The 13,257-nt window shown below is 57.9% G+C and carries 10 protein-coding genes; all 10 read right to left on the reverse strand.

Going from position 1 to position 13,257, the window contains the following annotated elements:
- Window positions 1–26 precede the first annotated feature (26 nt).
- The 10 genes from argC to EG886_RS12430 all read right to left on the reverse strand — a co-directional run bounded on the left by argC (window position 27) and on the right by EG886_RS12430 (window position 13,120).
- Window positions 27–1,058 (reverse strand): N-acetyl-gamma-glutamyl-phosphate reductase, encoded by a 1,032-nt coding sequence (gene argC / locus EG886_RS12385; protein WP_124728427.1) that lies wholly within the window; start codon window positions 1,056–1,058, stop codon window positions 27–29.
- A 989-nt stretch (window positions 1,059–2,047) separates the two neighbouring features.
- Window positions 2,048–2,362, reverse strand: a complete 315-nt coding sequence (locus tag EG886_RS12390; protein WP_124728428.1) for a c-type cytochrome — start codon at window positions 2,360–2,362, stop codon at window positions 2,048–2,050.
- 48 nt (window positions 2,363–2,410) lie between these two features.
- Window positions 2,411–3,028 (reverse strand): hypothetical protein, encoded by a 618-nt coding sequence (locus tag EG886_RS12395; RefSeq protein ID WP_124728429.1) that lies wholly within the window; start codon window positions 3,026–3,028, stop codon window positions 2,411–2,413.
- A 98-nt stretch (window positions 3,029–3,126) separates the two neighbouring features.
- A complete protein-coding gene (locus EG886_RS12400; RefSeq protein WP_124728430.1) occupies window positions 3,127–3,915 on the reverse strand; it encodes an enoyl-CoA hydratase/isomerase family protein in 789 nt (262 codons plus the stop codon).
- A 142-nt stretch (window positions 3,916–4,057) separates the two neighbouring features.
- Window positions 4,058–5,171, reverse strand: a protein-coding gene (gene prfB / locus EG886_RS12405; RefSeq protein ID WP_124728431.1) for a peptide chain release factor 2 whose coding sequence is annotated in 2 segments (ribosomal slippage) — window positions 4,058–5,098 and window positions 5,100–5,171 — 1,113 coding nt in all. Because the reading frame shifts where the segments join, the coding sequence is not laid out codon by codon here.
- Window positions 5,172–5,332: 161 nt separating this feature from the next.
- Window positions 5,333–7,876: a preprotein translocase subunit SecA gene (gene secA / locus EG886_RS12410; RefSeq protein WP_124728432.1), complete on the reverse strand. Its 2,544-nt coding sequence runs from the start codon at window positions 7,874–7,876 to the stop codon at window positions 5,333–5,335.
- Between the two features lie 235 nt (window positions 7,877–8,111).
- Window positions 8,112–9,368 (reverse strand): glycosyltransferase family 4 protein, encoded by a 1,257-nt coding sequence (locus EG886_RS12415; RefSeq protein ID WP_124728433.1) that lies wholly within the window; start codon window positions 9,366–9,368, stop codon window positions 8,112–8,114.
- Between the two features lie 78 nt (window positions 9,369–9,446).
- Entirely contained in the window at window positions 9,447–10,832 is a 1,386-nt protein-coding gene (locus EG886_RS12420) for an O-antigen ligase family protein (protein WP_124728434.1), read from the reverse strand.
- 320 nt (window positions 10,833–11,152) lie between these two features.
- Window positions 11,153–12,223 (reverse strand): non-hydrolyzing UDP-N-acetylglucosamine 2-epimerase, encoded by a 1,071-nt coding sequence (wecB, locus tag EG886_RS12425; RefSeq protein ID WP_124728435.1) that lies wholly within the window; start codon window positions 12,221–12,223, stop codon window positions 11,153–11,155.
- Window positions 12,224–12,487: 264 nt separating this feature from the next.
- Complete coding sequence (locus EG886_RS12430; protein WP_124728436.1) at window positions 12,488–13,120, reverse strand: HNH endonuclease family protein; 633 nt, start codon at window positions 13,118–13,120, stop codon at window positions 12,488–12,490.
- Window positions 13,121–13,257 lie beyond the last annotated feature (137 nt).

Raw genomic sequence — 13,257 nt, forward strand, 5'->3', positions numbered from 1 at the left:
CGGAACATTCCTGTACGCGCTTGCTCTCACGGGTATTGGGGAAGTGCCTTCAGTCCGGTTTCCTCGGACCACCCCAGCCGGATGTTGGCATTTTGCATCGCCTGACCGGCGGCTCCTTTCATCAGATTGTCGATCGCCGCCATGAGGATCACCCGCCCCGTCCGCTCGTCGACCCGCACGGCGATGTCACAAAAATTGCTGCCTCGCACGGCACCGGTTTCCGGCGGACGGTCCGTCAGGATCCGGATGAACGGTTTGTCCCGATACGCGTCCCGATACAGGTCGGTCAGTTCCTTTTCTGTATATTTATTCATCAATGATGCATAAACGGTGACCAAGATTCCGCGGTTCATGGGAACCAGGTGAGGAACAAAACTGATGCGAAGCTCCCGTCCGGCAAAGCGCGCCGCCCCTTCTTCGATCTCCGTCGTGTGAGGGTGACCCGTCACCCGGTAAGGCCTGAGGTTTTCATTCACCTCGCAATACAGCAGTTCCCGCTTCAGACCGCGGCCGGCACCGGTCACGCCCGACTTGGCGTCGACGATCACCCCGGCCGGATTCACGATCCCTTCCCTCAGAAGCGGAAGGAGCGCAAGGAGCGTCGCGGTCGGATAACAACCCGGATTGGCGATCAGTTCCGCCTCCCGAAGTCGCTCCCGGTTCCATTCCGACAATCCGTACACGGCGCGTTCCAACCATTCTTTCGGCGCCGGCGGCTTGCCGTACCGCTCCTCATACACGGCCGGATCGTGAAACCGGAAATCGGCCGACAGATCGATCACGATGCAGCCCGCCTCAAGGAACGGGGCCGCCCATCGGGCGCAGATTCCCGGAGGAGTGGCGAAAAAGACCAGATCCGCCTTCCGGCACACCCGCTCCGGATCGAGCTCTTCGTACATCCGTCCCAGGTGGGACAGAGAGAGCCAGGAAGTGCCCAGTTCCTCCCCCGCCTGGGAAGTGGAAACCGCCGCCGACAACTCCAGCTCCGGATGCCCTTCGATCAGCCGGATCAGTTCCGCCCCTCCGTATCCCGTTGAACCGATCACCGCCGCTTTCATGCTCATTCCCTCCTCGATATGCATCATTATACATTCGAGTTCATATTTATTCAACACTTTTTTCCCGTTTCGTTTTCGCCGGGGAAACGGAAGATTCCGGAAATGAACGGCGACTCCATCCAGCCTCCGCGATGAAATGCATTTTCCCATGCCAGGCGAGAAAGCCGGATCATTCCCGCGAGTAACTTTGCCACCACAACGAAATGAGCGGAGAATTCTCCGGCAGACATTGCGCACACAATGAAAGCCCGACCCAATCCCTGTGAGCGCCTTTGCCATCGCAACGAAACGAACAGGGATTGGCGTCCGGCGAGCATCCGGACAAGCGGAAAACCATGTCTGTTCCCGGCTCATTTCATTGCTGACGCAAAGGCATTCGCCGGGAACAGTCACGCCGACGACGCAATTGCTTGGTGAGAAAGCCGTAGCCAACCCCTGCGAGTGCCTTTGCCATCGCAACGAAACGAGCGGAGAATACTCCGGCAGACATTGCGCACACAATGAAAGCCCGACCCAATCCCTGTGAGCGCCTTTGCCATCGCAACGAAACGAACAGGGATTGGCGTCCGGCGAGCATCCGGACAAGCGGAAAACCATGTCTGTTCCCGGCTCATTTCATTGCTGACGCAAAGGCATTCGCCGGGAACAGTCACGGTGGCAAGGTATTTGCCTGGTGCGAAAGCCGGGTCATTCCCCGCGAGTAACTTTGCCACCACAACGAAACGAGCGGAGAATACTCCGGCAGACATTGCGCACACAATGAAAGCCGGACCCAATCCCCGCGAGAGCAAACCCGTCTTCCCTTGCGTTCTTGCATTTGGAGGACAAAAAAACAAACGCTCGCTTGTTCGCGAGCGCATGAACACTTTTTTTTCGATTCGCCGAACGGGATGTTGCAACTTTCGGCGGTCGAAATTCGTCTGTTGCACCAGATAAGCGACAATGGGGGATTGTGTGCGTTTCCGGTATGAAGCCACGACAAAGATGACTCACTGCTCTTGGGACAACCATTCCGCCAGTTTTTCTCTGTCTTGCTGAGACATGTGAGTTTGTGCGGGCATGGTTCCCTTCCCTTTGTTCAGGATTTGAAGAATTCCTTCTTTCCCCAGTTTTTGCCCCACGCCTTTCAAACCCGGCCCGTAAGAACCTTGCATGTTTCCGCCATGGCAGGCGGCGCAATTGTTCATGTACAGTTCCTCAGGCGTCTGTGCCGATTGCCGGTCCGTTTGAGACGGATTGCCGTTGCAGGCGGCCGTCAACAGGAGCAGACTGCATCCGGCAAGAACGGAAATGGCTTTACGCATGCGTACTTCCTCCTTTTCCGCTTGTGCGCGGCTCCGGATGGCTGCGCCTCACTTCGGCTCTTCATCCCCGGAAAACATCGAAGGATTGATGAGGGTGCGCGGTTTGGTTTCCGCCAGGTCTTCTCCCCGTTGCAGCAGGCTTTTCTTGAACAGGCGACGGCCGGTGGTACCGTCCATTCCTTCCTCTTGCTCGTTCGGACGGGCTTCTTTGTCCCCACGGGTTTTGCGGGTGGTGGTCCGAACGGCGAACGTTTGGTCCAGGTTCTCTCTCCCCCGTCCCGCTCCGGTCCGGGCATTCCCCGTCTTTCCGCTGCCCGAACGCCGGCCTTGGGACGAGGCGTTGTCATTCGCCGCCGCGGAAGTTGCGTTCGGGTCGGAGCGCACAACGATTTCCTGATCTTCAAACGGCAGGGTTTCCCCTTCTTTCGGGCGTTCCCTGGGAATGCGGGCCCGCTGCTTTTTCCGTTTTTCCCGTTCCATGGTGGTCCGGCGAACCTTCTCCACCGGGATCTTCGCATGTTCACCGGACAGATTCCCTTCCGGGAACAGCTTGTCCAGTTCCTCCACTTCTTTTTTCCGTTTGTTGGCCACCACCACGTTGACCACGATGAGAACCACGAGAATCACACCGACGGCGATCCCTCCGAGCACAAAGGGATTATCCATCGAATCAGCCTCCTTCTCAAGGATTTCGCCTCCACCCGAAAGAACCGGGGGCAACGTCCGAAATCAACAAAGCCGGCGAAGGCGCCGGCCTCTGTTGTTTATTCGCCTTTGAATTCGGGAGTCCGTTTCTGCAAAAACGCCTCCATGCCCTCCGCACGGTCCCGGGTATCGAACACCACACCGAAGGCACCAGCCTCCAGATCCAGCCCCGTTTCCAAGTCCGTTTCAAGACCCCTGTCGATGGTTCTCTTGATCAAACGGAGTGAAACGGGCGCTTTCTTGGCGAGCTCCGCGGCCAGGGATTTGGCTTCATCGAGCAGGGAACCGGCAGGAACCACTTTCTGAACCACGCCGATCCGCAGCGCTTCGTCCGCACTGATCATTTGTCCGGTCATGCACAGGTACTTGGCCGTGTTCCGTCCGACCAGGCGAGCCAGCCGTTGCGTTCCTCCGTAGCCGGGAATGACGCCCAGATTGACCTCCGGCAGTCCGAACCGGGCCTTGTCGGAAGCGAGGATGATGTCCCCGCTGAGCGCCAGCTCAAAGCCGCCGCCGAGGGCGTATCCGTTCACGGCCATGATCACCGGTTTCGGCAATCGCTCGATGCGCGTCATGATCCGCTGCCCGAATTCCGCTTGGCGCCGGGCTTCATCGGCAGATCCGATCCGGCTGAGCTCGGAGATGTCCGCGCCGGCCACAAAGGCCTTTTCCCCTTCACCGGTGATGATCAATGCCTTGATCCCGCCGTCCCGCTCCACGTGGGTCAACGCATCGTCCAATTCTTCCAGCGTTTCGCGGCTGAGGGCATTGAGTACCTTGGGGCGGGAAACGGTCAGAAGGGCCCAGCCTTCCCCCCGCTCCAGCCGCAGATGTTTCCATTCCGCCATGCATGTCCCTCCCGATCCAAGACATCCGGGTGGATGCCCGTCAAACCGACGGGATTCCCGCCAAAACAGTATATCTTTTCGATGTTCGGGTTCATTTTCCTCCCGGGTATTGTGAAGGAGTGATGTCCAATTCCCGACCGGATCACTGACCGCGATTCAGCTGCATGCGCAGCCATCCTTCGATGAACGGATCGATGTCTCCGTCCATCACTCCCTGCACGTTGCCCACTTCCACCTGTGTCCGGTGATCTTTCACCAGGCTGTACGGATGGAAAACATAGGAACGGATCTGGTTGCCCCAGCCGATTTCCGTTTGTTCTCCCTGGAGAGCCTGCAGTTCTTTCTGTTGTTCTTCCAGTTTCCGCTCATAAATGCGGGCCTTCAGGATTTTCATCGCCCGTTCGCGGTTCTGGATCTGCGAGCGCTCCGACTGACAGGTGACGACGATGCCGGTCGGAATGTGGGTGATTCGCACGGCGGAGTCGGTGGTGTTCACGTGCTGGCCGCCCGCACCGCTCGACCGGTAGGTGTCGATCTTGATTTCGTCCGGGCGGATTTCCACTTCCACCTCATTGTCGATCTCCGGCATCACATGGACGGAGACAAACGACGTGTGACGGCGCCCCGAAGCGTCGAACGGCGAGATGCGGACCAGACGGTGCACCCCTTTTTCCGCCTTGAGGTAACCGTAAGCGTTGAGCCCCTTGATGAGCAGCGTCACGCTTTTGATGCCGGCTTCCTCCCCGGGCAGATAATCGAGGGTTTCCACTTTGTACCCCTTGTCCTCCGCCCACCGGGTGTACATGCGGAGCAACATTTCCGCCCAGTCCTGCGACTCCGTGCCGCCCGCGCCCGGGTGAATTTCCAGAATCGCCGAGTTCTTGTCGTAGGGGCCGTTCAGCATGACGTGGATCTCGAAGGCATCCAGCTCTTCGGCCAACGTTTTCAGGCTTCCCGCCACGTCGTTCAGCATGTCCGGGTCTTCCCCTTCTTCGGCGATCAGTTCCAACATGAGTTGGGCCTCTTCCAGCTTTTCTTCCAGCTCGGACATTTTTTCGACCAGATCCTTCAGCCCTTTCATCTCATCGATGACTTTCTGGGCTTCCTGCTGGTCGTTCCAGAAGTCGGGAAGAGCCATCCGCTCTTCCAGTTCGTTCAGGCGGGCCTTCTTTTGATCGTGGTCAAAGAGACCCCCTGATGTCCGCCAATTTCTTGGCTGTATTTTGCAGAAGCTGTCTGATTTCGTACATTTCCATGGAAAGTCACCTCGTTCGATTCGTCTTTTTCCATTATAACGACACTCTTCCGGTTTGGCGACCTCGCAAAACGGAAACGGCAGGGAAACGGCTTTCCCTGCCGCTTTTGACCGTGATTCCGTTTTGTTTCCGTGCTGCCGGGACATCGGGGCTTCGCGTCGTCAGCGCGCCGGTTGGGCGGCTTTTTCCGTCTTGAGACAGCAGTTCTTGTACTTCTTGCCGCTGCCGCACGGACAAGGATCATTCCGCCCCACCTTTTCCCCCTTGCGAACCGGCTCTTTGCGCGGGGGCTCTTCCGACGTTTCTCCGCCGGACACGGCGGTCACGTTGACGGCCACTTCTTCCCGCTCGATTTCCTCTTCCTCGACGATCACCGATTTCATCACATACTTGACGATTTCCTCCTGGATCTCCTGGACCATCGCCTCGAACATGGCGTACCCTTCAAACTGGTACGCGCGAAGCGGGTTGTCCTGTCCGTACGCCCGCAGGTGGATGCCTTGACGGAGCTGTTCCATCGCGTCGATGTGATCCATCCATTTCCGGTCGACGGCGCGCAGGATGACCATCTTCGCAAATTCGTTCATCCGTTCCCGACCGATCTCCGCGAGACGTTCGTCGTAATACTTCTCCGTCTCCTCCATGATGAGGGAGATCATTTCCTCCGGTTCCAGCTCATCCAGATCGTCTTCGGTGACGCGTCCCTCGGGAAGCAAATTGTGCTGCACGTAATCCTCGATCGCCGAGAGGTTCCATTCTTCTTCCAGCTCGTCGGAAGTGTGCAGACCCACGACCCGTTCGATTTCCGCCTTGGCCATGCCGAGGACCACATCTTTCAGATCGTCGGCAAACAGCACTTCACGGCGCTGCTTGTAGATGATCTCCCGCTGCTGGTTCAAAACGTCGTCGTATTGAAGCACCCAGCGGCGCGCGTCGAAGTTGTTCGCTTCCACTTTTCGCTGGGCGTTGGCGACCGCTTTGGTGAACATCTTGCCCTCGATCGGCTGGTCGTCCGGAAGCCCGAGCTTTTCCAGCATGTTGTACAGATTTTCCCCGCCGAACCGGCGCATCAGCTCATCTTCCAGCGACAGATAGAACTGCGAGGACCCGGGGTCCCCCTGACGCCCGGAACGACCGCGCAACTGGTTGTCAATCCGCCGGCTTTCATGCCGCTCCGTTCCGATCACGTGCAAACCGCCCAGTTCGGCCACGCCCTCGCCCAGCATGATGTCGGTTCCGCGTCCGGCCATGTTGGTGGCGATGGTGACCGCTCCGCGCTGACCGGCACGGGCGATGATTTCCGCTTCCCGCTCGTGATGCTTGGCGTTCAGCACTTCATGGGGAATGCCGTGCCGTTTCAGCATTCCGGAAAGGTGCTCCGATTTCTCGATCGACGTGGTGCCGACCAGGATCGGTTGTCCTTTCTTGTGCCGCCGGATGATCTCCTCGACCACCGCGTTGAACTTGGCTTCTTCGGTCTTGTACAGGAGGTCGGTCATGTCCACGCGGATGGTCGGCTTGTTGGTCGGGATTTGGTAGACGTCCATGTTGTAAATCTTCCGGAATTCTTCCTCTTCCGTCTTGGCCGTCCCGGTCATGCCCGCCAGCTTTTTGTACATCCGGAAGTAGTTCTGCAGGGTGATGGTGGCCAGCGTCATGCTCTCACGCTGCACCTGCAGTCCTTCCTTGGCCTCGATCGCCTGGTGCAATCCGTCGGAATAACGCCGTCCGTACATCAGACGTCCGGTGAACTCGTCGACGATGACCACGCCGTCCTCGTTCACCACGTAATCCTGGTCGCGCTTCATCAGCACGTGAGCCTTGAGCGCCTGCTGCACGTGATGGTTCAGCGTCAGGTGCTTCATGTCGTACAGGTTGTCGATCCCGAGGAAGCTTTCCACTTTGCGGACGCCCTCTTCGGTGAGAGTCACCTGTTTCGTCTTGATGTCGACCGTGAAATCCTCGTCCTTCCGGAGCCGGCGCACGATCCGGTCCGCGACGTAGTAAAGATCGGTCGCCTTGTTGGCTTGTCCGCTGATGATGAGCGGCGTCCGGGCTTCGTCAATCAGGATGCTGTCCACTTCGTCGATGATGGCATAGTTGAGTTCCCGTTGCACCAACTGCTCCGGGTACAACACCATGTTGTCCCGCAGATAGTCAAAGCCGAACTCGTTGTTGGTGCCGTACGTGATGTCCGCCTGATAGGCCGCCCGTTTCTCTTCGGAGGACATCATCGGCAGGTTGAGCCCCACGGTCAAACCGAGAAACTCGAAAATTTGACCCATCCATTCGCGGTCACGCTTCGCCAGGTAATCGTTGACCGTGACCACGTGGACGCCCTTGCCGGGGAGCGCGTTCAGATAAGCGGGCAGGGTGGAGACCAGCGTTTTCCCCTCACCCGTGCGCATCTCGGCGATGTCGCCTTCGTGCAGCACCATGCCGCCCACCAGCTGAACCCGGAAATGGCGCATGCCGAGCACGCGTTTGGACGCTTCCCGGACCACGGCGAACGCTTCGGGAAGCAGCGCGTCAAGGTCTTCGCCGTCGGCCAACCGATTGCGGAATTCATCGGTTTTTGCCCTGAGTTCCTTGTCGCTCAGCTTCTCCATGTCCGGTTCCATCGCCTCGATCCGGTCGGCCAGGGCGAAGTATTTTTTGAGTTGCCGCTCTTGCGGGTCAAACAGTTTGCGAAGGGTTTTCAGCACCCTCATCAACTCCCGTTTCAGGATCACACTCTATGCATTGACGGAACATGGTCCGACTCGACTTCAAATAGATAGAATAGTCCACATTCAACAGTGTATCAAATTTGCGGACCGATTTCACTTTTTTCATATGACAAGAAAACGAAGAAAGGAGCCGGAAATGCTCCTCCTGAGAGCACTCCCGACTCCCGTCCGCCGGTCGACGATCCGTGTCGCTCCGGTTCAAATGACATGTTCACCCGGCCGTTTCCGCCCGTTTCGAAGGTTCTTCTTTCCCGCTCACCAGCTCGCGAAGGAGTTCATGGAACTTGCGGGCCAGCTTCTTGCGGTCCCCTTCCCGGTCGATATAGTCGCGCCCGCGCTTTTTGATTTCCTCTCTCTCTTCGTCGGTCAAGGCCCGCGCCCGGTCGATCGCTTCGGCAAGGCCTTCCGGATTTTCCGCGCCGGCGAAGAATCCGAGTCCGTTCCCTTCCACGATTTCCCGGACTTCCCCGTCCACCGTGGTGACGATGGGCAAGCCGATGAACGCGTAATCAAACAGTTTGTTGGGCCGGGCCCCGCGGAAAATCTCGTTGTCCGCGAGGGAAATGATGCCCACGTCGGCCGCCTGCGTATAATCGAAAATCTCCGCCTTGGGGACGGGATCCAGCAGATGGACGTTGTCCAGCCCTTCTTCGCGTTTGAGACGGATCAGTTTCTCCTTTTCGGGACCGTCTCCGATCAACACGATGGAAATGCCGGGCTTCAGATGTTTGCCGGCCTTGACCACATGTTCCAACGCGTTGGCCGGCCCGTGAGCCCCGGTGTAAACGGCGACGAATCCGTCTCCGGTGAGTCCCATTTTCCGCCGGTATTCCGCCCGCTTGGACGGATCGGGCGTCCATGAGCCGACCACGATGCCGTTGGGGATCAGCGTGATGCGGGACTCGTCGATCCCCCGGTCCATGATGTACTTGCGTTGGTGTTCGGTGAGCACCACGATCCGGTCCGATTTCTCGTAGAGCCATTGTTCCATCCAGGTGAGCAACCGGATGACGTGCCGGTTGTTCAAACCGCCCATCTTGATGAGCGAATCGGGCCACAGATCACGCACTTCGAAAACAAACGGGCATCCTTTCAGTTTGGCCAGCATCCAGCCGGCAAACGCCGTGAACAAATGCGGGCTGGATGCGACCAACACGTCCGGTTTCCGCTTGAACAGACCGGACAGAAAGAACACCGCGGCAAAGCTGCCCATGTTGATGATGCGTCGAAAATCGTTCACCTTGTGCGGGAAGGACCACAGCCAGTTCAGCTTCAGTCCCGGGATGTTTTCCAGTTCGTTCTTCTCCTCTTCCGTCACGAACGTGCGTCTGGGATGGACGAAGCTCGACAGGAAAAGGGTCACCTCGGACCCTTCTTCCGTCGCCCATTCCCTCGCCAGTTCGTAATGCCGGGTGATGCCCGCGATGTTGGGCGGAACGGCATAATGGTTGACCAACCAGATCCGCATGTTCGTTTCACATCCTCATTTCGCAGAAAACTTGTTCCATTCACCGTGTCCGCATCGGTTCCGGGGACTCTCCGCGCTTCACCGCGGATCCCCGGTCCGGATCGGCTCCCCGCGCCCGCCCAGGGCAAGAACCGCCAGTCCCAACCCGATCACCGTCCACATGGGAGTGAAATGAATCGCGGTGCTGGGAGCCATGCCTCCGAACACATACCCCGTCAAGGAAAGTACGCAGGACAGGGCCGCCCAGCGAACGAGCGGGGGCGTGTCCGGAGACCGGCGCAAACTGGCCAGCCGCCACAGGCGAATCCACAGGCTTGCATAGAAAATCATCCAGAAAACAAATACCACAACCCCGTAATTGACCAGCACTTCCGCCCACCAGTTGTGGATGTTGGTCTTGTCGATCCCTTTTTGTCCTTGCATGTAATGCTCGACGTTTCCGGCTCCCACTCCGAAGTACCCGCTTTGGTGCAGGAACCTGAATCCGTACAACAACAAATACTTGCGAACCGTGATGCTCCGCCCGCCAGTCCCTTCCCCTTCCTGCACGCCGGCGTCCAGTTCGTCCAGATCCATCGGTCCGCTGCTCAGATCGAGAAAAATCCCCAAAACGCTGGCCAGTTTGTCCCGCCCACCCTGATGCAGCAGCGTTCCGCTCAACGTTCCCGCCGCCAAGACGATCAAGAGGGCGGTCACCGTTCCCCGGACCAGATGTCTCCGGATCGTTTCCGGTTCCAGCACCCGCCGCAACGTGGCCAGCCAGGCGAAGACCACCACCGGAAGAACGAAGAAGGTGTTGATGCGGGAAGCGGTGGCCAGGATGCCGTACAGGGAGAGAACCAACAGCACGTACAGAAACCATCTGAGAAGCCGGCCCGGTCTGAGCAGGCAAAGTGCGGTGATCAGAAACGGCAGGGCCAACGTGAGGGCCGTGGCGAAATCGTTTTGGTTCGTGAAAAACGACGTGACGGCGGGTGCCGCCGTGTCCCGGTACCGGGACACGGGAAGGTGATACCGGGTGATGGATTCAAAAAAGCCGTAAAACACCAGGCATCCCGTGGCGACCAACAAGACGGCCGCCGCATGTTTCAATCGCCGCGTTGACCGGACAAACAGCACAAAACACAGCGCGTACCCCAACATCATGCCCAAAAACACGGTGTAGCGGACAGCGGCAGCCGTGTCCGCCGCCCACGTCAGCGAAAGCACCGACCATGCGAACCAGCCCGCGAATAACCACGTCGCTTTCCGGACGGGCTCCGTTTCCGGAAGCAGGAAGCGATTTCCACGGACCGCCTGAACAAAGATCCAGCCCGACACCGCCACAAATGCGATCCGAAACAGCGTCAGCCGGAAATTGTCGGTCAAACTCACTCCGAGCATCGGGCCCATGACAGCGGAAAACACCAACAAAAGGAACAGACTGTCCGGCCACGTCAATCGCCGGTGATTCGCAGGATTCAACGTCCTCCACCTTTCCGGTCCACGGATTGCCGATTGTCCCGCCCGGGCCTGAATGTCTGGACCATGGGATGCCTGTCTTTGTCATATTACAGTAACATTGTTACAGAAAATGCGTCAATCCAAGGTCAATGTAACACAGCCGAAATGTTTTGGGTATCCCTTTCGAAAAAAAGTCAACATTGGGATTTCCGAAAACACGGGCCACTCCCCGCGTTCTCCGGATGTCTGAATCATTCTTCCGGACATCGACAAAAGGGATTCGGTCCGGCTCCCCGACATGCGGGAGCCTGCCGAATCCCTTTTCAAAGAAACCCGAAATGTCAACGGCTCAGATCGCCGGCCAAAAGATCGACGATCTTTTCCGCGGCCCGTCCGTCCCCGAACACCGGATCGACGCGGGAGAAGTCCACTTCAAACGTCTCCACGGCCCGGAGAATTTTCTCCCGGTCGGCCCCGACGAGTACGTTGGCTCCCAGTTCGACCGTTTCCGTCCACTCGGTCTCGTCGCGCATGGTGATGCACGGAACGCGGGCAAAAAACGCTTCCTTCTGGACGCCGCCGGAGTCGGTCAGAATCTTGCGGGCGTTCACTTCCAGCTCCAGCATGTCCAGATATCCCACCGGATCGATCAAGCGGACATGGGGATTGTGGATGGAAAGACCCCATTTGGGGAGCTTGTCCCGGGTCCTCGGATGAAGCGGCAGCACGGCCGGCAGCGGCAATTCGTTGATCGCCCCGACAATGGCCGACAGTCTGGCGGGGTCATCCGTGTTTTCGGCACGATGCAACGTGATCAGCACGTATTCTCCGCGGTTGAGTCCAAGCTCCTCCAAAACGCGGGATTTTTCCCGGGCCAGTCGGCTGTTGTACCCGACCGCATCCAGCATGACATCCCCCACGAGATGAACCCCGCGGGTGATTCCCTCGTCTTTCAGATGATTCACCGCCGTTTGAGTGGGACAGAACAGCCACTCGGAGACATGGTCGGTCAGCACCCGGTTGATCTCCTCCGGCATGCGGCGGTTGAAGCTTCTCAGCCCCGCTTCCACATGAGCCACCGGGATGTGCAGCTTGGCGGCGGCCAACGCACCGGCCAACGTGGAGTTGGTGTCTCCGTAAACCAGCAGGCAATCCGGCTTTTCCCGGAGGATCACCTCTTCCACCTTCGCAAGCATGTCGCCGGTTTGGGCCCCGTGGGATTTGGAGCCCACATGCAGATGATAATCCGGCACCGGAATGTTCAACTCTTCAAAAAAGACATCGGACATCGACTTGTCATAATGCTGTCCGGTATGTACCAGGATTTCGGTCCCCCGCTTCCGGATTTCCCGGGAAACGGGTGCGGCCTTGATGAATTGAGGCCTTGCTCCCACTACGGTCAGGACTTTCATGAGGATACCCCCTGCGGTGTACACTGGTTCCTGTTTGCTCCCGTCTATGATAACACAGGACGCCGCCGAATCCATCATCTGCCCGGCGACCGTCAAAAAATGATCCGTTCCCCTGTTCAGCCCTTGCACTCCGAAGGCACCGGCCGGTTTCGGGACGGAAGAGGCTTGATGCAACACATCTCCCGGGAAACACAAAGAACCACCTCTTGCGTGAGGCCGTTTCCTCACGCAAGAGGCGGTTGCGGATCTCCTTCACGCCCCGGATCAGTAAGAGCAGGTGTTGAGCATGGCTTGCAGGGCGGATTTTTCCGAAGCCTGAACGCTCAGACCCCAGTTGTATTTGGTTCGGATCCACCACTTGGCATAAGCGCACCGGGCACCGGTTCTGGGCGGCTGCCAGGTGGACGGATCCTGGTCTCCCTTGCTTCTGTTCACGGAAGACGTCACGGCGATCAGTTGGGGGCCCGAGAGATCATTGGCGAATGCTTGCCGTTTCGACTGGGACCAGCTGCTTGCTCCCGAACGCCATGCCTCGGCCAAGGGCACGATATGATCAATGTCCACTTCGGAAGGACTGTAGACGACCACACCGTCATAGTAGCTGTACCATTTGCCCGAGGTCACCGGACAGTTGCCGGAATAATAGTCCGCATCCCGTTTCAACACCACCTGACGGGTGTTGCAGCCGCCTCCCTGATTGGTCCAATGCGGGAATTTGTCGCGGGAGTATCCGGACATGGATCCTTCCGGCTCCACTTTGAGCGCGTTCAATTCAGCCTGGGCGCTGGCGAGCGAGGGAGTCGACGGCAGCGCAAAGGCGGATTCGGTCGGATAAACGATGGACAATGACAAAGCCAGCATCAACGCCAACGACATCATCAAGGGTTTGTGAACCATGATGCAACCTCCTGTTGTCAGAATCAAACCCTTCTATATCATAACATTCCGTTGGGTTGATGCATTAGTTTTTCTAATAAAAAAATACAGATAAATAATATATCCATCTTTGACAATATCAAGATCGACGCAAAAAG

This window comes from Staphylospora marina (assembly GCF_003856495.1).
Lineage (GTDB): Bacteria > Bacillota > Bacilli > Thermoactinomycetales > Thermoactinomycetaceae > Staphylospora > Staphylospora marina.